This is a genomic window from Campylobacter sp. CNRCH_2013_0855 (assembly GCF_025773025.1).
Classification (GTDB): Bacteria; Campylobacterota; Campylobacteria; order Campylobacterales; family Campylobacteraceae; genus Campylobacter_D; species Campylobacter_D jejuni_C.
This window is the reverse complement of record NZ_JAKMTE010000001.1, coordinates 149,500-170,022: the sequence shown is the minus strand read 5'-3', so window position 1 is coordinate 170,022 and position 20,523 is coordinate 149,500. Positions and strand designations below refer to the sequence as shown.

The 20,523-nt window shown below is 30.7% G+C and carries 21 protein-coding genes; 13 read left to right on the top strand and 8 right to left on the bottom strand.

What is annotated here, in order from left to right:
• From prfB to L8X40_RS00825, 3 genes are read left to right on the top strand one after another with little or no spacing between them, the layout of a single operon-like run.
• Entirely contained in the window at positions 1-1,101 is a 1,101-nt protein-coding gene (gene prfB / locus L8X40_RS00835) for a peptide chain release factor 2 (protein ID WP_039617474.1), read from the top strand.
• 19 nt (positions 1,102-1,120) lie between these two features.
• Entirely contained in the window at positions 1,121-1,957 is an 837-nt protein-coding gene (locus L8X40_RS00830) for a universal stress protein (RefSeq protein ID WP_087700687.1), read from the top strand.
• Positions 1,957-2,646, top strand: coding sequence for a potassium channel family protein (locus L8X40_RS00825; RefSeq protein ID WP_261529599.1), 690 nt, complete (start codon positions 1,957-1,959; stop codon positions 2,644-2,646). Before L8X40_RS00830 ends, L8X40_RS00825 begins: the two co-directional genes overlap by 1 nt.
• A 12-nt stretch (positions 2,647-2,658) precedes the next feature.
• Here the strand turns inward: L8X40_RS00825 and L8X40_RS00820 are convergent, their stop codons facing one another.
• Together L8X40_RS00820 and L8X40_RS00815 are read right to left on the bottom strand one after the other, a co-directional pair.
• A complete protein-coding gene (locus L8X40_RS00820) occupies positions 2,659-3,261 on the bottom strand; it encodes a BspA family leucine-rich repeat surface protein (RefSeq protein WP_214126007.1) in 603 nt (200 codons plus the stop codon).
• Positions 3,262-3,388: 127 nt separating this feature from the next.
• On the bottom strand, positions 3,389-4,426 hold the full coding sequence (locus L8X40_RS00815) for a YeiH family protein (protein ID WP_261529598.1): 1,038 nt from the start codon (positions 4,424-4,426) through the stop codon (positions 3,389-3,391).
• Between the two features lie 105 nt (positions 4,427-4,531).
• Here L8X40_RS00815 and L8X40_RS00810 point away from each other — a divergent pair, with 105 nt between their 5' ends.
• Entirely contained in the window at positions 4,532-5,395 is an 864-nt protein-coding gene (locus tag L8X40_RS00810; protein WP_261529597.1) for a LysR family transcriptional regulator, read from the top strand.
• Here L8X40_RS00810 and murD read toward each other — a convergent pair.
• Together murD and mraY are read right to left on the bottom strand one after the other, a co-directional pair.
• Positions 5,387-6,586, bottom strand: a complete 1,200-nt coding sequence (murD, locus tag L8X40_RS00805) for a UDP-N-acetylmuramoyl-L-alanine--D-glutamate ligase (RefSeq protein WP_263667099.1) — start codon at positions 6,584-6,586, stop codon at positions 5,387-5,389. The two genes, L8X40_RS00810 and murD, sit on opposite strands and share 9 nt — an antisense overlap.
• On the bottom strand, positions 6,586-7,644 hold the full coding sequence (gene mraY, locus L8X40_RS00800; protein WP_087700693.1) for a phospho-N-acetylmuramoyl-pentapeptide-transferase: 1,059 nt from the start codon (positions 7,642-7,644) through the stop codon (positions 6,586-6,588). The genes murD and mraY overlap by 1 nt, the downstream gene beginning before the upstream one ends.
• Positions 7,645-7,722: 78 nt before the next feature.
• Between mraY and gpmI the strand changes: the two genes are divergently transcribed.
• Positions 7,723-9,201 carry a 2,3-bisphosphoglycerate-independent phosphoglycerate mutase gene (gene gpmI, locus L8X40_RS00795; protein WP_263667098.1) on the top strand — a complete coding sequence of 493 codons (1,479 nt, stop codon included), beginning with the start codon at positions 7,723-7,725 and terminating at the stop codon, positions 9,199-9,201.
• A gap of 14 nt (positions 9,202-9,215) precedes the next feature.
• Positions 9,216-9,959: a 3-oxoacyl-ACP reductase FabG gene (fabG, locus tag L8X40_RS00790; protein WP_214099857.1), complete on the top strand. Its 744-nt coding sequence runs from the start codon at positions 9,216-9,218 to the stop codon at positions 9,957-9,959.
• 9 nt (positions 9,960-9,968) lie between these two features.
• On the opposite strand, the gene acpS is transcribed toward fabG, so the two are convergent.
• The 3 genes from acpS to L8X40_RS00775 form a co-directional block, all read right to left on the bottom strand.
• Complete coding sequence (gene acpS, locus L8X40_RS00785) at positions 9,969-10,325, bottom strand: holo-ACP synthase (protein WP_214099858.1); 357 nt, start codon at positions 10,323-10,325, stop codon at positions 9,969-9,971.
• On the bottom strand, positions 10,325-10,870 hold the full coding sequence (gene fliL / locus L8X40_RS00780; protein ID WP_087700697.1) for a flagellar basal body-associated protein FliL: 546 nt from the start codon (positions 10,868-10,870) through the stop codon (positions 10,325-10,327). Before fliL ends, acpS begins: the two co-directional genes overlap by 1 nt.
• A gap of 65 nt (positions 10,871-10,935) precedes the next feature.
• Complete coding sequence (locus L8X40_RS00775) at positions 10,936-11,574, bottom strand: transcriptional regulator (RefSeq protein WP_214099859.1); 639 nt, start codon at positions 11,572-11,574, stop codon at positions 10,936-10,938.
• Between the two features lie 247 nt (positions 11,575-11,821).
• On the opposite strand from L8X40_RS00775, the gene L8X40_RS00770 reads away from it, so the two are divergent.
• The 4 genes from L8X40_RS00770 (at position 11,822) to L8X40_RS00755 (ending at position 16,689) form a co-directional block, all read left to right on the top strand.
• Positions 11,822-13,246: a catalase gene (locus L8X40_RS00770; RefSeq protein ID WP_263667097.1), complete on the top strand. Its 1,425-nt coding sequence runs from the start codon at positions 11,822-11,824 to the stop codon at positions 13,244-13,246.
• 51 nt (positions 13,247-13,297) lie between these two features.
• On the top strand, positions 13,298-13,759 hold the full coding sequence (locus L8X40_RS00765; protein WP_263667096.1) for an ankyrin repeat domain-containing protein: 462 nt from the start codon (positions 13,298-13,300) through the stop codon (positions 13,757-13,759).
• Positions 13,760-13,939: 180 nt separating this feature from the next.
• On the top strand, positions 13,940-15,337 hold the full coding sequence (argH, locus tag L8X40_RS00760) for an argininosuccinate lyase (RefSeq protein ID WP_087700701.1): 1,398 nt from the start codon (positions 13,940-13,942) through the stop codon (positions 15,335-15,337).
• 20 nt (positions 15,338-15,357) lie between these two features.
• Entirely contained in the window at positions 15,358-16,689 is a 1,332-nt protein-coding gene (locus L8X40_RS00755; protein ID WP_261529591.1) for an anaerobic C4-dicarboxylate transporter family protein, read from the top strand.
• 3 nt (positions 16,690-16,692) lie between these two features.
• Here the strand turns inward: L8X40_RS00755 and L8X40_RS00750 are convergent, their stop codons facing one another.
• Positions 16,693-17,367 carry a transcriptional regulator gene (locus L8X40_RS00750; protein WP_263667095.1) on the bottom strand — a complete coding sequence of 225 codons (675 nt, stop codon included), beginning with the start codon at positions 17,365-17,367 and terminating at the stop codon, positions 16,693-16,695.
• A gap of 167 nt (positions 17,368-17,534) precedes the next feature.
• Here L8X40_RS00750 and L8X40_RS00745 point away from each other — a divergent pair, with 167 nt between their 5' ends.
• The 3 genes from L8X40_RS00745 to metC are packed head-to-tail and all read left to right on the top strand — an operon-like array spanning position 17,535 to position 20,523.
• Positions 17,535-17,897 carry a Rid family detoxifying hydrolase gene (locus L8X40_RS00745; RefSeq protein WP_214099866.1) on the top strand — a complete coding sequence of 121 codons (363 nt, stop codon included), beginning with the start codon at positions 17,535-17,537 and terminating at the stop codon, positions 17,895-17,897.
• 3 nt (positions 17,898-17,900) lie between these two features.
• On the top strand, positions 17,901-19,340 hold the full coding sequence (dcuC, locus tag L8X40_RS00740; RefSeq protein ID WP_263667094.1) for a C4-dicarboxylate transporter DcuC: 1,440 nt from the start codon (positions 17,901-17,903) through the stop codon (positions 19,338-19,340).
• Positions 19,341-19,353: 13 nt separating this feature from the next.
• Positions 19,354-20,523, top strand: a complete 1,170-nt coding sequence (gene metC / locus L8X40_RS00735; RefSeq protein WP_263667093.1) for a cystathionine beta-lyase — start codon at positions 19,354-19,356, stop codon at positions 20,521-20,523.

The following is a 20,523-nucleotide window of genomic DNA, read 5'->3' as shown; positions in this document are numbered from 1 at the left end:
ATGGATAATTACGAATACAGCGAACTTTTAAAAAAATTAAAAAACAAAGTTGGAAATATCGCTTCTATCATTAAGCCTGAAGAGATAAAAGCAAGATTAAAAGAAATAGAAAATTTAGAAAATTCCCCTTCTTTTTGGAGTGATGTAAAACAAGCAGGAGTGATAGGTAAAGAAAAAACTAAAATTTCAAATTTACTTAAAAATTATGAAAATGCAAATAATGCTTTAAATGATGCTAGCGAGCTTTTTGATCTAGCTAATAGTGAAAATGACTTAGATACTATAGAAGCTTTATTTGAAGATGCAAACAAGCTAGAAGATCTTATTGTAAATCTTGAAATTTCTATGCTTTTAAGTGGGGAAAATGATGGTAAAAACGCCATAGTTTCTATTCACCCAGGAGCGGGTGGAACGGAGAGTAATGACTGGGCTAGTATGCTTTATAGGATGTATTTGAGATTTTGTGAAAGAGAAGGTTTTAAAGTAGAAACACTTGACTTTCAAGAAGGCGAAGAAGCAGGACTTAAAGATGTTAGTTTTTTAGTAAAAGGTGAAAATGCTTATGGGTATTTAAAAGCTGAAAATGGTATTCATCGTTTAGTAAGAACTTCTCCATTTGATAGTGCAGGGCGTCGCCATACGAGTTTTTCTAGTGTGATGGTTTCACCTGAACTTGATGATGATATAGAAATAGAAATTGAAGAAAAAGATATAAGGATTGATTATTATAGAGCAAGCGGAGCAGGTGGGCAGCATGTTAATAAAACTGAATCAGCAGTGCGCATAACTCATATGCCAAGTGGTATAGTAGTGCAATGTCAAAACGATAGAAGCCAACACAAAAACAAAGCAACTGCTTTTAAAATGCTAAAATCACGCCTTTATGAGCTTGAGCTTATGAAACAACAAGATGAAGCAAATTCAAGCGAAAAAAGTGAGATAGGCTGGGGTCATCAAATCCGCTCTTATGTGCTTTTTCCTTATCAACAAGTTAAAGATACACGCTCAAACGAAGCTTTTTCGCAGGTTGATAATATTTTAGATGGGGATATTAAAAAAATCATAGAAGGTGTTTTAATAGCGCAAAAAGCACAAGATTAATACTACAAAAGGATATTAAATGGAAAAAATTCTAGTTTGTGTAGATGTTTTAGAGCCTTGTAGAGAAAGTTTGTATTATGGGGTGTATTTAGCTAAAAAGCTAGATTTACCTTTAATGTTTTTATATACCATAGAACCAAATTTTACTAATGCTGAATTAGCTTGTAGTTTTGGCATAGGTGCTAGTGGGTGTGTGATTGAAGATTTAGTAGAAGAGCAAAGTCAAAAAAATGAAAATCTTTGTAAAAAAGGGCAAAGAATTTTAGAAGAATTTTGTGCTTATGCAAAAGAACAAGGCGTAAAAGAATGCTTTAGTGTGCAAAAAGATGGAGATTTAGAAGAAGTTTTAAAAGAATATAATGATCAAATAAGATTAGCCATAGCAGGTTTAAAAGGCGGAGGTAAGAAAAATAAAATAGGCATTCATACAGAAGAATTAGTAAGAGCTTTAAATGTACCTATTTTGCTTGTAAATTCTGCCTTTAAAGAGATTAAAAGTGTGATGATGGCTTATGATGGGAGTAATTTAGCTAAAAAGGCTATAGAGCAAGCCATTAAAAGACCTATTTTTAAAGAAGCAAAGCGTTATGTGGTAAATGTTTCTAAAGATGAAAAAGCTTCTTGTGAGTTATTAGCTCAAGTAAGTCAAATTTTTAAAGAAGCAAATTTAAATGTACAAACTCAGCATTTAAGTGGAGAGATTACTCAGGCTTTATTTGATTTTGGTGAACAAAATGATATAGATTTATTGATCATGGGAGCTTATTCGCATCACTGGTTAAAAAGTATTTTATTTGGTAGTTTGACAAATGATATTTTAACTAAGGCTAAAAAACCTTTATTACTGATTCGCTAATGCTATATCATAGACTTTTAAATCATTATATTGGCATTTATCATAAAAGCACCAAACGATTTCTTTTTGTTTGGACTTTGCTTGCTGTGGTGCCTTTATTTTGTAGTTTTTTATTTGATGAGCTTGCTATTTATGCAACGGGTAAAATTACTTCTGAAATTTTATTTTTAATTTTAAATATTATTCCTATTATGGTAGCTATGGCATTGATGATGTTTTTGCTTATTAGTATTTGGGCTGCTTTTAGTAGTAAGATTAATATTAAAGAAAAATTTTTTATTATTTTATATGCTTATGTTTTGATATGGTTTGCGTATGGGAATTTGTATTATTTTTCTTGTGATGTAGATAATTATAATAGAATGTTAATTGCTACTCAAAAAAATGAAAATTTAGATATTGTAGATTTACAAGAAAAAGTTATAGAGGTGCAGTTTCAAACCCCCATAAGAGGAATTCATAATTTTTGGTCTTTAGATGATGACTTAAAACCTCAAATTCAAAATAGAATAAAAGGTTTGGTTGATTGTTATTATTTTAGTGGAGTTACTATGCTAACGATAGGTTTTGGCGATGTAACGCCCGTTAGTTCTTTGTTAAGATTATTTAGTGTATTTCAAGGATTTTTAGGGCAGGTTATTGTTGTCATTGCTATGGGGCTTTGGATTAATCAAGCAGGTAAGCAATAGCTTACCTTGCGATCAATGTTTTATAGCATATTTATTTTGTATTTCTTCGTGCCCTAGTATCTTTTGAATATTACAATTTTTATCAATGTCTAATTTTTTAACATCATAGTGAAAATTAGTACAATTATGCAATAAAAATGCCATTGTTTTAGCATTGTGTACATCCCATCTTGATAAATCTTGATCAAATTGTTTGCAGTTTTCAAACATATGTGCCATTGTAATGGCATTATGCACATCCCAATTTTCTACTTTATGATTAAATTTAAGACAATTACAAAACATATACTTAGTATCTTTAACATTTGACATATTCCAAGAAGATAAGTCTTGATCAAAAGATTCACAATCAAAAAACATTCCTTCCATGTTTTCAACATTTCTAACATTCCATTTAGAAATATCATGATTAAAGCTTTTGCAGCAATAAAACATATAAGACATATCTTTAACATTTGATACATCCCATTTTTCTATACCATTAAAATTAGTCCTAGTAGAATAGTAGAATAAATAAGACATATCCGTGATTAAGCTTACATCGATTTCATCTAAGGCAATAAGCTCTTCTCTAACAAGAGCAACTAATTCGCTTTTTGTTTTAGGCGTGAACATGTTAGCTCCTTTTTTGGTATTTATTTCATCTCAATTATAATACTATTTAAATATAAAGTAGTAAAAAATAAATATTAAATTAATAAAAAAATATAAAATACTATAATATGTTTCATAATGAAACATATTATAAATTTAATAGGAAAATTAAGTTAATTGATATAAAGATTAACCAAATAAAAAGCAACAATGCCATCAAAAATGGTTTAAAACCTGCATTTTTTAAAACATTTTTATGGATATTCACTCCCAAAGCTACCATAGCCATAGAAAGTAAAAGTGTGTCTATGGTTTGTATGCTTGGTTTTATATAGTTAAGCGCAAAATCGGTATTTAATATTTCAAGTGAGCTAATACCACAAGCAAATAAAAACCACAAAGCAAAATAAGGAATATTTGCTTTAATGGAAATTTTTTCATTATTTTTGCTTAGAAATTTTAATGAAAAAAGACTTAAGAAAATCAAAAAAGGTACTAGCATTAAAACACGCATCATTTTTTCTATGACAGCACCATCTCCTGCTTGCACAGCTTCACCTGCTGCAACAGCATGTGCAACTTCATGCAAGCTTGCTCCCATGAAATAGCCCATTTGCTTTAAATTAAAAAAATCAAACCAACCCAAATTCCAAGCCAAAGGATATAAAAACATCCCTAAAGTTCCAAAAACCACCACAGTGCAAACTGCCACGCCAACTTTAGCAGAGCCACCTTTAACAATGCTTTCACTAGCCATCACAGCAGCTGCTCCACAAATGCTTGAGCCACTACTTATAAGTATACTTTCTTTAAGATCAAGTTTGAATAATTTTCCTAGCAAAAGCCCTATAAAAAAGGTAGAAAATACCACTAAAAATGCTAATAAAATCCCATTTAATCCAACTTTTTCTAAATCATTAAAAGTAATTCTAAAGCCATAAAGTATAATCCCAAGTCTTAAAATTTCTTTTGTTGCTATGTTTAAAACTCCTGATTTTTTGAGTAAATTTGCATTTTGATGTGCTAAATTTCCTATTAAAGCTCCCAAAATTACAGCTATGATTAAAGCTGAAATTCCAAGATTTTTGAAAAAACTAAGCTCAGAAATAGCAAAAGCACAAAAAGCAAGAGTAAAAAGCAGTAAAAAAGCTTCAAATTTTCTATGTTTATATATATTTTTATGCATGAAATTTTCCTTTTTTATTTTTTGTAATCTTAATGATTTTTTTATGATAAGTAAAATTAATTTTATTTGATATAATGATTAAAAATATTTATCAAAAGAGTGCTTATGACTTTTAAACAAATAAAATATTTTCAAGCCTTGTGTAGAAATTTAAATTTAAGAGCTTGTGCTAAAGAATTAAATATAACTCAATCTGCTTTGTCTTTAGCTATATTTGAACTTGAAAAAAGTTTAAACACCAAGCTTTTTGATAGAAATGCTAAATTTTTAAGCTTAAATGAAAAAGGAAAGGTTTTTTTAAAACAAATTACACCTTTGATTTTAGAATTTGAACGCATAGAAAAAGCAATGCAAGATGATCAAAGCTATGAAATAAGTATGAAAGTGAGTCAAAATGTAGGTACTTATTTACTAGGATCTTTTTTAGATCAAAAGGAAGAAAATATCAAGTTAAATTTGTTTTTAGATAATAGTCAAAATATTATCAAAGATATTTTAGATAAAGAAATAGATATAGGTTTGATTGAAGGAATTTGCAAAGACAAGGATGTAAAAAAGATTAAAATTTGTGATGATGAGCTTATTGTGGTGAGTAAAAATGACTTCAAAAAAGAATTTTTCATAGATGAGTTAAAGGATTTTAAATGGCTAAGTCGTGAGCAAGGTTCTGGCGCAAAAGAAGTATTTTTAAATGCTTTGCCTAAAGATATAAAGCTTAATTTAGCTTATGAGTTAAACTCAACTGCTATGATAAAAGAGTTAGTTAAAAAAGGTAATTTTTTAGCGGTTTTACCTAAATTTAGCGTTAAAGAAGAGCTTGAAGCTAAAAGCTTATTTGAAGTAAGATTAAAAAATTTTAAAATTTCAAGAGAGCTTTGCTTGATTTATCATAAAAATAAAGAACCAAGCAAGAAATTTATAAATTTATGTGAGTTTTTAAAGCTTTGCATTCAAAAAGATTTAGTTTAATTCTTGAATACATTTTTTAAAAAGCTCTCCCCTTTCTTCGTAAGATTTAAATTGATCTAAGCTCGCACAAGCAGGGCTTAGTAGAGCTACTCCATCATTAGTTAGGTTTTGATTGATTTTTTCTACTGCTTTAGGTAAAAACTCGCAAAAATGTGCTTTTAAATTAGCATTTTTAGCATATTCAAGCATTTTATTAGCGCTTTTTCCTATGGTATAAAGTTCTATATTAAGCTCTTTCATAAAAGCAAATAAAGCACTTAAATCCACTCCTTTGTCATCCCCACCTATGATAAGATGAATTTTTTTATCCTTATAGCGTTTAAGAGCAGCTAAACTAGCATCAAGATTAGTTGCTTTAGTATCATTTACCCAAAGTCTATTTTTATGATCAAATATTTCTTCAAGCTTGTTTTTTTCTATCTTAAACTCATTTAAAAGTTCATAAGAGCAACGATCTAGTATGATTTTTTCTATACTTAAAGCAATAAGTGCATCAAGTAAAAATGGGGTTTTAAAATGAATTTTTTCTAAATCAATTTGCATTTTTTTAGCTAAATCTTGCTCATCTTCATAGCTTATAACATAAGCATGAGTTGGATAAGCCTCATATTTTTTAGGTAAAATTACCACATCATTTTCATTCATTCTTTCAAGCACGCTAAGTTTTGCTTGCTCATAATTTTCAAAGCTTTTATGCCAAGAAAGATGATCAGGTGTGATAGGTAAAAGTGCATAAATTTCAGGTTTAGCTACTTTGGTGTAAAAAAGTGAAAAAGACGAGCTTTCTAAAATCCATAATTTAGTATTAGCGTCCATTTGTGCTAAAGGAGTTCCAATATTTGCTCCCATTTGTGCATTGATGTGTTTTAAAAGATGATGTGTCATTTGAGTGGTAGTGGTTTTGCCATTTGTTCCGCTTATCCAAACACTTTTTGGCATACCATCATAAAAAAAATCATACTCACTGCTTAAATTTCTTGCTTGCTGTATGAGAGAATGATTATTTGGAAAGCCAGGACTTGGAATTTCTAAGTCACTTTTTAAAGGATCAAATTCACAAGGTGGTAAAAGTGTATTGTTAAATTCATCTTTACTTATACTTGTAAAATGATCATCATAAATATCGCAATTTCCAAAACGCTGTGCAAAAGCTTTAGTTGTTTTTCCGTATCCAAAAAGTGAAATTTTCATTATCTTAACTTTATACTAATTAATGCAATGATATTTGCAAGTAAGGCTATCATCCAAAAACGCACGATGATTTTGTTTTCCACCCAACCTATTTTTTCAAAATGATGATGAATAGGTGCCATTTTAAATACTCTTTTGTTGAAGATTTTAAAACTTCCTACTTGTAAAATCACTGAAACAGTTTCTAAAACAAATACAAAACCTATCAGTAAAAGTAAAATTTCATTTTTACTTACTATGCCAAGATAGCCTAAAAACGCCCCTATGCTTAAACTCCCACTATCTCCCATAAAAACTTGTGCAGGATAGCAGTTATACCACAAAAATCCCATAAGCGCACCAACTAAAGCTGAGCTTAGCACCACAAGTTCTCCTAGACCTTGAATTTTAGGTAAAAATAAATAAGAACTATAAATAGCATTTCCACTTAAATATAAAAAAGCACCAAGGCTTAAAAGAGAAAATATAGAAGGCACGGTTGCAAGCCCATCAAGCCCATCAGTTAAATTCACAGCATTAGAGCTTGATACAATAACTAAAATCCATAAAAACAGCATAAACATACCACCATCAAAAATAGCGTGTTTATAAAAAGGTAAATAAAATTCAGTATTTATATCAAATAAATATAATAATCCAACACAGATAAAAGCAGCACTAAATTGTCCTAGAAGTTTCATTTTTGGGCTTAGTCCTGCGTGATTGTCTTTTTTTAAAATCTTACCCAAATCATCGACTAAGCCTATAGTACAAAATAACATCAAACACAATAATCCAACGATTACAAAACTATTATTTAAATCAGCGCTTAAAACACTTGCTATGATAGTAGCAAAGATAAAAACAAGCCCGCCCATAGTAGGGGTATGAGATTTGGCTTGGTGTGATTGTGGAGCGTATTCATAAATAGGTTGATTTGCTTTTTTATTTTGAGCCCATTTGATAAATTTTGGCATTAAATATAAACTCAAAAATAAAGCGATAAAAAATGCAAAACCAGCACGCACGCTAATATAAGAAAAAAACATATAATTTGTATATTCTGTAAGATAAAGCAAAATTTTAACCTTGTATTTGTTTTTTAAAAGCATAATTTTAGTAAAATCACATAAATAAATTATAAAAAAGAGTAAAAAATGAGTCAAAAATGTATTTTGATAATCACAGATGGTATAGGACATAATACAAATTCAAACTATAATGCTTTTTTTCATGCTAAAAAGCCAACTTATGATAAGCTTTTTGAAAATACCCCTAATGTTTTGATAAAAACAAGTGGCTTGGCAGTTGGCCTACCTGAAGGTCAAATGGGTAATAGCGAAGTAGGGCATATGTGTATAGGTAGTGGACGCATAATCTATCAAAATTTAGTCAAGATAAATAAAGCCATAGAAAATGACACTTTAAAAGATAATAAGGCTTTAAAAGATTTATTGCAAAAATGTAAAAGAGTGCATATTATAGGGCTTTATAGTGATGGTGGGGTGCATTCTATGCATACACATTTTAATGCACTTTTAAAAATTTGTAAGCAAGAAAATAAAGAAGTTTTTGCGCATGCAATTAGCGATGGTAGGGATTGTCCCCCAAATTCAGGTTTGGAATTTATAAAATCTTTACAGGAATTTTGTGAAAAAGAAAGGATTAATTTTGCTTCTTTATCGGGAAGATTTTATGCTATGGATAGAGATAAGCGCTATGATAGGGTTAAATCTTATTATGATGCTTTATTTACTAAGGCACCAAAGTGTGATGATTTTGCACAATTTATACAAAAAAGCTATGATGAAAATATCACAGATGAGTTTTTAAGCCCAGTTATTAGTCAAAACTTTGATGGAATTAAGGCTGAAGATGGTGTGATTTTTATCAATTTTAGAAATGATAGAATGCGTCAATTAGTTGCTTCTTTAACCCAAGAAAGCTTTAATGAATTTCCAAAAGAGGTGCTTGTAAAAAATGCCATTACTATGAGTTTGTATGATGAAAGTTTTAAACTGCCTGTGATGTTTGAAAAAGAAGAATTAAATAATACTTTAGCTTCTGTGATAGCTAATGCAAATTTAAGCCAACTTCACACAGCTGAGACAGAAAAATACGCTCATGTAACTTTTTTCTTTAATGGGGGAAAAGAAGAATTAGAATGCAATGAAACAAGAGTTTTAATCCCAAGTCCTAAGGTAAAAACATACGATGAAAAACCTCAAATGAGTGCTAAAGAAGTCGCAGATGAGGTGATTAAGGGTATAGAAAATGGCATGGATTTTATCGTAGTAAATTTTGCAAATGGTGATATGGTAGGACATACGGGTGATTTTAATGCTGCAATTAGTGCGGTTGAATGTGTGGATGAGTGTTTAGGTAGGGTTATTGCCAAAGCAAGGGAACATGATTATGCTTTTATTATTACTTCAGATCATGGAAACTGTGAAGCGATGAGGGATGAAAATGAAAATATGCTCACTAATCACACAACCTTTGATGTTTTTGCTTTTGTAGAAGCTAAAGGAGTGGATAAACTCAAAGAGGGTATGGGGCTTAGTAATATAGCACCAAGCGTGCTTAAAATTTTAAACTTGCCTATTCCAAAAGAAATGGATGAGGCTTTATTTTAATTTAAAGGAGAACAATGAAATTTAGTGGAAAAAATGTTTTGATAACAGGTGCAAGTAAAGGTATAGGTGCAGCAATAGCTAAAGAATTAGCAAGTTATGGTTTAAAAGTTTGGATTAATTATAGAAGCAAGCCTGAGCTTGCTGATGCGTTAAAAGAAGAGATAGAAAAAAGTGGTGGCACTGCAGCTGTGATTAAATTTGATGCAAGTGTTGAAGAAGAATTTACAAGCGCTATTGCAACCATAATAGAAAGTGATGGTGAACTTAGTTACTTAGTTAATAATGCAGGTATTACTAATGATAAATTAGCACTTAGAATGAGTATGGATGATTTTTCTTCAGTGATTAATGCTAATTTAAATTCAAGCTTTTTAGGTTGTAGAGAGGCATTAAAAACTATGAGTAAAAAGCGTTTTGGTGCGGTTGTAAATATCGCTTCTATAGTTGGAGAAATGGGAAATGCAGGCCAAACTAATTATAGTGCCAGCAAAGGTGGTATGATAGCATTAACAAAATCTTTTGCTAAAGAAGGCGCAGCAAGAAATATAAGATACAACTGCATTACCCCAGGTTTTATAAAAAGTGATATGACCGAAGTTTTAAGTGATGAAATAAAACAAAATTATATTAATAATATCCCTTTAAAGCGTTTTGCGGATGCAAGTGAAGTAGCTCAAGCTGTGGCATTTTTATTAAGCGATCATTCTTCTTATATCACAGGAGAAATTTTAAAAGTCAATGGTGGGCTTTATATGTAAAGCAAGGTTTTAACCTTGCTTAGTTTCTATAGCCACTACTGCTATAGCAAAACCCCCATCATGCGCTACGCTTACACTTGCTGATTTTATATTAAATTCTTGCATAACTTTTTGAGAAAAACTAATATGTGGAGCATTTTTATTATCTTTAGAGATGATGATATCAAAAAAAGAACATTCTTTGGAAATTCCAACTCCCAAAGCTTTAGAGGCAGCTTCTTTAATAGCCCAAAATCCTGCTAGAGTGTTGGTATTTTTTATATAACTTTGCTCTTGCTTGGATAAAAATTTATCCAAGAAAAGCGTTTTATGTCTTTCATAAATTTTTTCTATGCGAGAGCATACGACTATGTCACAGCCTATCATTAAGATACTACAAAGTCAGTAAAATAAATATTTTTGATAAAACCATCAGTTAAAACCTCATTAATTTTACCAGTTAATTCATCTTTTAATCTTTCTTTGCCTTTTGTGGTGCTTACTTCTTCAAAGGTTTTTGAAGTTAAAGTTCTAATGATAATATCTCTAATAATAGCAACTTTTTTATCAAGCTCAGGAGTTAGAGTTTCAACATTTTGTTCAAGTTGAATGGTGCATTTTACATATCTTGATCCACCATCACTTAATAAATTTAGTGTAAAAGGTGCTAAAGGATACATCACGCCAATATTTGCATAATCACTCCCTCTAGCTGCTACTGCATTTGTTTTTTTAGGAGTTTGCGCAACTTGTGCACTTTCTTCAGCTTGTGGAGCAGGATTTTCTTCAGAACCACCGCTAAACATTAAATAAGCAATTGCTCCTACAATTACAAGCAAAAATACAAATAAAAATACAACGATAATGATTACTAAAGTATTACCACCTTTTTTCTTTGATTCGCCTTGTTCATCCATCATATCATCAGCCATATTTTTCCTTTTATAAAATTTTAAAGTGTTATTGTATCAAAAATTATATTTTTTTAAAATGATGATTATTTAATCTTTTGTAAATGTCTATAAACACTAGGTTCTGAAATACTCAAAAGCTCAGCAACCTTAGGAATAACACCCTTTACATTAAACACGCCTTTTTCGTATAAACTAGCTATCATTTTTTGCTTTTCTTTTGGTTTTAAACTTTTATTTTTAAAACTTTCTATATCCATACCCGTAATATCTTCAACGATTTCTTCTAAATCAAGTTTTATATATTCTTTGTTTTCTTGCTCAGGACTTTCATAAGAATTATCATAAATATTTCCAAGATTTAAAATTTCATCAGAGATTTTTTTAAATGCTGAAGTATCATGATTAATGCAAAGCAAACCTTCAAGTTTTTCATCTTTTTTAATAAAAAATGTAGATCCAGACATTACCTGTGAGCTTTTAGCTGAGGTTTTATAATGTGTTATATAATCACGTTCTAAATAGATTTTGTTTTTAATCATTTCAATCGCAAAACCAGTTAGAGGCGAATTTATAGTTCTTTTACTAATATGATTATTAGCAATTTCTGCTATATTAGCTCCATCTTCGCTTACATCATGTAAGACTATTTCATAATTTCTTCCTAAGGCTTCTGCAAGAAATTTAACTAATTTAATATAATAAGTTCTTGTTTCCTTATCCATAAGCTCTCCTTTTTTTATTAATTTTGTAGTAAAAATATTTAAAATAAGAATATTTATTCTTATTTTTTAACAATTTTAATACAAAATAAAAATAATTATGCTTAAAAAAAGATTATTTTTTTGAAAATAACAATATTTTATACCTGGATCTTCAAATAATGATAATTTTTATCGTTTAATTTTATTTTAATAATATAGGGATATAATTTATCAAATAATAAAAATTATTATTTAAAAAGGAGATACAATGAAAAAACTAACAAATGATTTTGGAAATATCATAGCCGATAATCAAAATTCACTAAGTGCAGGTGCTAAAGGTCCGCTTTTAATGCAAGATTATATTTTGCTTGAAAAACTTGCTCATCAAAATAGAGAAAGAATTCCAGAAAGAACAGTGCATGCAAAAGGAAGTGGTGCTTATGGGGAGCTTAAAATCACAAAAGATATTTCTCAATACACTAAAGCAAAAGTTTTACAGCTTGGAGAAAATACACCTTTATTTATAAGATTTTCAACCGTTGCAGGTGAAGCAGGTGCAGCTGATGCAGAAAGAGATGTGAGAGGTTTTGCTATTAAATTTTATACTAAAGAAGGAAATTGGGATTTAGTAGGTAATAATACTCCGACATTTTTTATAAGAGATGCATATAAATTTCCTGATTTTATCCATACTCAAAAAAGAGATCCAAGAACTCATTTAAGAAGTAATAATGCTGCATGGGATTTTTGGAGCCTTTGTCCTGAAAGCTTACACCAAGTTACTATTTTAATGAGTGATAGAGGAATTCCTGCAAGCTATCGTCATATGCATGGTTTTGGAAGCCATACTTATAGTTTGATTAATGATAAAAATGAAAGATTTTGGGTGAAATTTCATTTTAAAACCAAGCAAGGTATTAAAAATTTAACTAATGAAGAAGCGGCAAATTTAATAGCAAATGATAGAGAAAGTCATCAAAGAGATTTATACGAAGCTATTGAAAAAGGAGATTTTCCAAAATGGACTTTCCAAATTCAAGTTTTAAAAGAAGATGAGGTAGAAAAACTAGGTTTTAATCCTTTTGATTTAACTAAAGTTTGGCCACATAGTATTGTGCCTTTAATTGAAGTAGGTGAATTAGTACTTAATAAAAATGTGCAAAACTATTTTAATGAAGTAGAACAAGCTGCATTTAGTCCAAGCAATATCGTTCCTGGTATTGGTTTTAGTCCTGATAAAATGCTGCAAGCTAGAATTTTTTCTTATCCTGACGCACATAGATACCGCATAGGAACAAATTATCATTTATTGCCGGTTAATCGTGCAAAAAGCGAAGTAAATACTTATAATGTAGCAGGAGCTATGAATTTTGATACCTATAAAAATGGCCTTGCTTATTATGAGCCAAATAGTTATGATGATAGTCCAAAAGAAGATAAAAGCTATCTTGAGCCTGACTTAGCTCTTGAAGGTAGTGTGCAAAGATATGCTCCACTTGATGATGATTTTTACACCCAACCAAGAGCTTTATTTAATATAATGAATCAAGATCAAAAAGAGCAGTTATTTAAAAACATAGCAGCTTCTATGAATGGGGTTGAAGAAAAAATCATTGCTAGAGCATTAAGTCATTTTGAAAAAATTTCAAGTGAATATGCAAATGGTGTTAAAAAAGCTTTAAAAATGTAATTTTTACTTGCCACTTTTAAAGTGGCAAACTAAAGATTATAAAGGAAAAATATGTTTAGCAATGAAGAAGAAAAAAGAATTCAAGAGCTTTGCACTATGGCTTTTGACTTTGCAAGAAAAAATGATTTACAAAATTTGAAGATTATGATAGAAGCAGGTTTGAGTGTGAATTTAAAAAATCATAAAGGTGATAGTCTCTTAATGCTTGCAAGTTATCATAATGCTTATGAATGTGCTAAGTTTTTGCTAGAAAATAATGCTAGAGTAGATGAGAAAAATGATAGAGGACAAACCCCATTAGCAGGGGTTTGTTTTAAAGGATATTTGCCTATGTGTAAGCTTTTGGTAGAACATGGAGCAAATATTGATGAAAACAACGGTCTGGGTATGACACCTTTTACTTTTGCACTAATGTTTGGGCATAGAGATATAGTAGAGTTTTTAACAAAGCATTCTAAAAAAAGTTTTCTTAAAAAAATGTGTTTTACAATACTGAAAATTTTTAAAAAATAGTTAAAATTTACAATACATTTAAACTTCTCATAATTATTTAAAAAATTATTAAAAGAAAATAATTTTTTTTGATTAAATCTAAGTTTTTAGAATTTTTTATTATAAAGATAAAAAAATTAAGCTAGATTAAAACAAAACTAAATAAAATTATCCCATATTTTTTTAATGAAAGGATAACAAATGTCTAACAAAACAGAAAAATTATGGGGTGGGCGTTTTGATTTGCCTACAAACAAATTAGTTGAAGAATATACAGCATCATTGCCAGTTGAGCCAAGACTTGCTCCTTTTGATATACAAGGAAGTATAATTCACTGTACCATGCTTGCAAAACAAGGCATTATAAAAGAGGATGAGGCAAAAACTATCATCAAGGGCTTAGAACAAGTTAGAGAAGAAATTCAAAATGGTACTTTTGTGTTTAATATAGCTGATGAGGATATTCATATGGCTGTAGAAAAAAGAATGACACAAATCGTAGGCCCAGTGGGTGGAAAGCTTCACACTGCAAGAAGTAGAAATGACCAAACTACTCTTGATTCAAAAATTCATATGAGAGCCGTTATTAAAGAAGTATTAACTCAAATTACTACTTTGCAAGAAGAAATCATCCATCAAGCTCAAAAAAATATCAAAGCTATTATGCCAGGTTATACACATTTACAAACTGGTCAACCGGTGCTTTTTTCACATTGGATTATGGCGTATTTTTGGATGTTAAGTAGGGATTATTCTCGTTTTGAAGATTTATATAAAAGAATGAATGAGTGTCCTTTAGGAGCGGCTGCACTTGGTGGAACCACATTTAATATAGACAGACATTTTTGCGCCAAAGAACTAGGCTTTACTAAACCAACAGAAAATAGCATTGATAGTGTAAGTGATAGAGATCATATGGTTGAATTTACTGCTATTGCTGCAATGTGCTTTATGCACCTTAGTCGTTTTTGTGAAGAGCTTATACTTTTCTCAAGCCAAGATTTTAAATTTATAGAATTAAGTGATGATTTTTGTACTGGTTCAAGCATAATGCCTCAAAAGAAAAATCCTGATGTAGCTGAAAAAATGCGTGGTAAGACAGGTAGAATGTATGGTAATGTTATGGCAATGCTAACTATTATGAAAGGTATTCCATTAGCTTATAATACTGATATGAGTGAAGATAAGGCTCAAGTTTATGATTCTATGGATACTTTAATGGCAAGTTTAAAAATCATAACTCCTATGATAGAAAAAATGCAAGTAAATGCTAATAATACAAGAGCAGCAGCCGCAAAAGGATTTTCAAATGCCACAGATATGGCTGATTATTTAGTAAGAAAAAATATACCATTTAGAGAAGCTCATAGTATAGTTGGTGGTGCTGTAAATTATTGTATTAAACATGGAAAAATGCTTGAAGAGCTTAGCATGGAAGAATTCCATCAATTTAATGAAAATATCCAAGAAGATATTTATGAAGCAATTGCTTTGGAAACTTGTATAGATGCAAGACTTTCTTATGGTGGTACAGGAACAAAAGTTGTATTAGAACAAATTGAACATGCAAAAGAATTGTTAGATAAATGTAAAAAATAAACAATAAGGGCGAAGATTAGATGGATATTATTTTTATACTTCAACTTTTTATTATTTTTTCTATGATAGCCATAGGTGGTAGATATGGCGGTATAGGACTTGGGGTTGCAGGTGGACTTGGTATGTGTATTTTGGTTTTAGTCTTTGGTATGCAACCAGCTTCACTTCCTGTAAGTGTTGTGTTTATTATACTTGCTGTGATTACTTGTGTGAGTGTTTTACAAAGTGCAGGTGGGCTTGATTTACTAGTAAAAATAGCTGAAAAAGCATTAAAGAAAAAACCTCAAGCTATTGTTTTTATGGGTCCATTAATCACATCCACTTTTACAATATTTTGTGGTACTACTTATGTAGCTTTTTCTGTTTATCCAGTGATTGCTGAAGTAGCTGCTCAAGCTAAAATTCGCCCTGAAAGACCACTTTCGGTTTCAGTTATAGCAGCAGGTATTGCAGTAGTGGCTTCTCCTATGAGTGCAGCCACTGCAGGTATGGTGGCTATTTTAGCTGTTAGTGGCGTAGGGCTTGTTCAAATATTAGCTGTGGTAATGCCAGCATTTTTAATTGGTGTTGTATGTGCTTGTTTGAGTGTTTTTAAAAGAGGAAAAGAGCTTGAGCAAGATGAGGAATTTCAAAGAAGAGTAAGAGCAGGGGAATATCAGTTTTTAACTCAAGATAAACAAGAAGATAAACAAGAAGCAGATCCTAAAGTTAAAAGAGCTTTATTGATATTTGCTTTGGGGATTTTAACCATTATTTTCTTTGGAACTTTTACGAATTTATTGCCTCATTATGAGCTTGCAAATGGTAAAATAGAAAGACTTTCTACTCCAAATTTAATCCAAATGATCATGCTTGCAACAGCTTGTTTGATTATGCTTTTTGCTAAAGTTCCTGCTAATAAACTTGGTGAAGCTTCTGTATTTAAATCAGGACTTATAGGAGTTGTAGGGGTTTTTGGTATAGCTTGGATGACAGGAACATTTTTTGAAGCTTATAAACCTTTATTTAGCGATTCTTTATCACATATTGTAGAGGATTATCCGTATTTATTTGGAGTGGCTTTATTTGCCTTTTCTATGGTGATTTTTTCTCCAGCTGCAACAGTAGCAGCTTTGATGCCTTTGGGCGTGAGTTTGGGAATTCCTCCTCAAATTCTTATCGTGCTTTATCCTTGTGTGAGTGGAGATTTTATAGTCCCAGGAGCTAATCAAATAGCATGTGTGGCTTTTGATAGAACAGGCACAACAAAAATAGGTAAATTTGTGATCAATCACTCTTACTTAAGACCAGGTTTTGCTCTAATTATCGGCGCTGTTGTAAGTGCTTATTTTATATCACAAATAGTTTTTTAGTTATTAAAGGCTATTTTTAAGTTTTTGTAAATACCTATAGACGCTAGGTTCTGATATATTAAGCGACTTAGCAACTATAGGTATACTTCCTTTGATGTTAAAAATTCCTTTTGAGTGAAGCTTTTTAATAATTTCATCTTTTTGCTCAGTGCTTAAGCTATATCCTGAATTTAAATATTTTAAGTCTATGTTTTCGGCTAAAATATCTTCTATAGAATGACTAAGTGTTTCTATATTACTCACATTGTGTAAATTTACATTGTTTTGATTATGAATATCTAATAAATCACTAAAATCATTGATTTTTTCAAGTTCTATGATTTTACTAATAGCATTTCTAAGCTCTGTGGTATCGTGATTTATACATAAAATTCCCACAATTTTATTTTGATTTTTTATAAAAAAAGTTGATCCAGTAACAATCTTAGATTTTCCAACCTTTGCTTTATAATCACATAAAAAGTCTTTATTTAAATACTCTTTTTCTTGTACAAGCTTACTTGCAAAAGAGGTTAGTGGAGAATTAATTGTTCTTCCGCTAATGTGGTTATTTGCAATAGCTGCTATATATGAACCCTCATCTGAAATCACATGAAAAACGATTTCGTATTGATCTCCAAGCACCTGTCCTAAAAACTGAGTAAGTTTGATAAATAATTCTTTTTGTTGTTCATCCATGATCTAGACCTTTTTGTTGTTTTTTGTTATTTTACAAAATATTTTCATCAAAGTTGTTAATATTTACAACAATAAAAAAAATTATTATTATGATAAAAAAATATTGACAATTTATTATTATGATGATAATATTATATTATGATTTCATTTAAACACAAGGAGTATACATGGCAAATTATCCAAAGGCTATAGGACCATATTCAGCTTATAGAGAAGCTAATGGTTTGTTGTTTATTTCAGGACAACTTCCTATTAATCCACAAAGCGGAAATATAGAAAGTGAAGATGTGAAAGAGCAAACAAGACAATCATTGTTAAATATTAAGGCTATATTGGAAGAAAATAATCTTTATTTTAACAATGTAGTTAAAACGACTTGCTTTTTAGCAAATATTGATGATTTTGTGGCTTTCAATGAGGTTTATTCTGAATTTTTCGCAGCTCCATATCCTGCAAGAAGTGCTTTTGCGGTAAAAGATCTTCCTAAGGGAGCAAAAGTGGAGATAGAGGTTATTGCTCATAAAGGATAGAGCATGTTGGGTTTAGTTTTTGCAGGATGTTCTGTATTTTTACTTGTTTTTATGCTTTATAAAAAAATCAACGCCCATATGGCGTTGCTTTTAAGTGGTTTATTCTTGCTATCTCTAGCAGGAATTTTTGGACTTTCTCCTATCATTAGTGAAAAGCAATCTTTGCATTTAGGACTTTTTGATATTTTCCAAGTTGTTAATACAAATATGTCAAGCACTCTAGCAGGGCTTGGACTTACTTTAATGTGTATAGCAGGATTTTCTGCTTATATGGATCATGTGGGTGCAAGTTATGCTTTATTTAAGGTATTTGAAAGACCTTTAAAGGCAGTAAAATCACCTTATGTTTTATTGCTAGTTTCATATTTTGTAATCCAGTTTTTGGTACTTTTTATACCTTCACATGCAGGTTTAGCACTTTTGCTTATGGTTACAATGTATCCTATTTTAGTGCGCTCAGGTGTTTCTAAGCTTTCTGCACTTTCAATTATCGCTATTTGTCAATACATTGACCATGGCCCAGGCAGTGGTAATGTGATTTTAGCTGCAAAAACAGCTGAAATTGATCCTGCGGTGTATTTTGTGCATTATCAGCTTCCTACAACTGTGCCTATTATCATAGCAGTGGGGATTGCGATTTATTTTTGCTCAAAATATTTTGATAAAAAAGAAAATTTTGTTTTTAATCGTGATGAGATAGAAAAAGAGTTGTCAGAAAATGATAATAAAAAAGAAGAGGTAAAAAAACCACCTAGAATTTATGCGATTTTACCTATTATACCTTTGGTGTTAATTTTGGGTTTTAGTAGTGTTTTAGATAGCATTATGGTATTAATGGGATTTACCACTATGGAAGAAGTTAAAGCCGCTTCATCTACTGCAATTAGAATGAATGTGCCAGTTGCAATGATGATTTCAACCTTTATTGCAATTATTTTTGAAATCATTCGTTATAGAAGTTTGATTGATACTTTAAATTCTATCATGGTATTTTTCAAAGGTATGGGACATTTGTTTGTAATTACAGTTTCTTTGATCGTTTGTGGTCAAGTTTTTGCAAATGGACTTTTATCAGTTGGTTTTGTAGATACTTTAATAGGCTTTGCAAAAGATGCAGGTTTTGGAGTGCTTGCTATTATTATAGCAGTTTCTATTTTACTTGCTGTGTGTGCATTTTTAATGGGTTCAGGAAATGCAGCATTTTTTTCTTTTGCACCACTTATCCCAAATATAGCAAAATCTTTTGGGGTTGAAACCATAGCTATGATAGCACCTATTCAAATCATGACAGGTTTTGGCAGATGTGTTTCACCTATTGCACCTGCTATTTTGGCAATTTCGGCTATAGCTAAAGTAAATCCATTACAAGTTGTAAAAAGAACAGCTATTCCTATGCTTGTGGCTGCTATTGTTAATGTGATTATGACTTATATTTATCTATAAAAAGGAGTACAAAATGAACAACAAAACTAAATTAATCCACCTAGGAAGAGGCGATCAAAATGCCGAAGTAAGATCAGTTAATCCAACCTTAATGCGTGCATCAACTATACTTTTTAAAGATCATGCTACTTGGCAAAAATACCGCGAGCTAAGAAAAAATGAGCGTGTTTTAAGTTATGGTGCTAGAGGAACAGCAACTAATTTTGAGCTTGAAAAACTAATTTGTGAGCTTGAAGGTGGCTATAGAGCGCAACTTTTCCCAACAGGACTTGCAGCATTAGCTATGGTGCTTTTAAATTATGCTAGTAAAGATGCTCATTTTTTAATCACTGATGCTATTTATGGACCTGTTAGAACAATTTGTGATTTATTTTTAACTAAAATGGGTGTAGAAATTGACTTTTTAAAAGCTGATGCCTCTGATGTAGAAGAAAAGATCAAACCAAACACAAAATTAATCCTTTGTGAAAGCCCAGGTTCTATACTTTATGAAATCATAGATTTGCCAAAACTTTGCGAAATTGCGCACAAACATAACATACCAGTAGCGATTGATAATACTTATTCAAGCGGGTATTTTTTAAATCCGCTTGAGCTTGGAGTAGATATTTCAGTAATTGCCGCAACTAAGTACTTAAGTGGGCATTCAGATGTAACCATGGGTATAGTAGTGATTAATGAAAAAGAATGGAAAAATTTTGACAAATTGCCAGAAGCTTTAGGATTTACTACAAGTCCTGATGATGCTTATTTAGTGCTTCGTGGTATGAGAACTTTAGATGTAAGAATGAAAGCACATGAAAAAAGTGCAGATGAGGTAGTAGAGTTTTTACAAAGTAGAAAAGAAGTTAAAACAATTTTTTATCCAAAATTAAAAACTCATCCAAACCATGAAGTTTTTATGCGCGATCATAAAGGTGCTAATGGTATGGTAACGATTGAATTTGCAGATGGCATTTCTAAAGAACAAGCCATTGAGTTTGTAGATAATTTAGAGTATTTTTCAATCGGTGCAAGCTGGGGTGGATATGAGAGTTTAGCTACTGTTACTACTCCGCCAAGAACAGCAACAGATTGGAGTGCTAGAGGACCTTTTGTGAGATTTCATATAGGTCTTGAAGATAGTAAGGATTTGATTGCTGATTTAAAACAAGCATTTGAAAAAATAAATTTTAAAGGATAA

Excerpts from the sequence above, each read along its gene's own strand:
- L8X40_RS00830 (WP_087700687.1), top strand. The coding sequence starts at position 1,121 with ATGGAAAAAATTCTAGTTTGTGTAGATGTTTTAGAGCCTTGTAGAGAA.
- L8X40_RS00750 (WP_263667095.1), bottom strand. The coding sequence starts at position 17,367 with ATGGATGAACAACAAAAAGAATTATTTATCAAACTTACTCAGTTTTTA.
- dcuC (WP_263667094.1), top strand. The coding sequence starts at position 17,901 with ATGTTGGGTTTAGTTTTTGCAGGATGTTCTGTATTTTTACTTGTTTTT.
- L8X40_RS00825 (WP_261529599.1), top strand. The coding sequence starts at position 1,957 with ATGCTATATCATAGACTTTTAAATCATTATATTGGCATTTATCATAAA.
- prfB (WP_039617474.1), top strand. The coding sequence starts at position 1 with ATGGATAATTACGAATACAGCGAACTTTTAAAAAAATTAAAAAACAAA.
- metC (WP_263667093.1), top strand. The coding sequence starts at position 19,354 with ATGAACAACAAAACTAAATTAATCCACCTAGGAAGAGGCGATCAAAAT.
- L8X40_RS00770 (WP_263667097.1), top strand. The coding sequence starts at position 11,822 with ATGAAAAAACTAACAAATGATTTTGGAAATATCATAGCCGATAATCAA.
- L8X40_RS00820 (WP_214126007.1), bottom strand. The coding sequence starts at position 3,261 with ATGTTCACGCCTAAAACAAAAAGCGAATTAGTTGCTCTTGTTAGAGAA.
- L8X40_RS00755 (WP_261529591.1), top strand. The coding sequence starts at position 15,358 with ATGGATATTATTTTTATACTTCAACTTTTTATTATTTTTTCTATGATA.
- argH (WP_087700701.1), top strand. The coding sequence starts at position 13,940 with ATGTCTAACAAAACAGAAAAATTATGGGGTGGGCGTTTTGATTTGCCT.
- L8X40_RS00815 (WP_261529598.1), bottom strand. The coding sequence starts at position 4,426 with ATGCATAAAAATATATATAAACATAGAAAATTTGAAGCTTTTTTACTG.
- murD (WP_263667099.1), bottom strand. The coding sequence starts at position 6,586 with ATGAAAATTTCACTTTTTGGATACGGAAAAACAACTAAAGCTTTTGCA.
- L8X40_RS00775 (WP_214099859.1), bottom strand. The coding sequence starts at position 11,574 with ATGGATAAGGAAACAAGAACTTATTATATTAAATTAGTTAAATTTCTT.
- L8X40_RS00810 (WP_261529597.1), top strand. The coding sequence starts at position 4,532 with ATGACTTTTAAACAAATAAAATATTTTCAAGCCTTGTGTAGAAATTTA.
- gpmI (WP_263667098.1), top strand. The coding sequence starts at position 7,723 with ATGAGTCAAAAATGTATTTTGATAATCACAGATGGTATAGGACATAAT.
- fliL (WP_087700697.1), bottom strand. The coding sequence starts at position 10,870 with ATGGCTGATGATATGATGGATGAACAAGGCGAATCAAAGAAAAAAGGT.
- acpS (WP_214099858.1), bottom strand. The coding sequence starts at position 10,325 with ATGATAGGCTGTGACATAGTCGTATGCTCTCGCATAGAAAAAATTTAT.
- L8X40_RS00765 (WP_263667096.1), top strand. The coding sequence starts at position 13,298 with ATGTTTAGCAATGAAGAAGAAAAAAGAATTCAAGAGCTTTGCACTATG.
- L8X40_RS00745 (WP_214099866.1), top strand. The coding sequence starts at position 17,535 with ATGGCAAATTATCCAAAGGCTATAGGACCATATTCAGCTTATAGAGAA.
- fabG (WP_214099857.1), top strand. The coding sequence starts at position 9,216 with ATGAAATTTAGTGGAAAAAATGTTTTGATAACAGGTGCAAGTAAAGGT.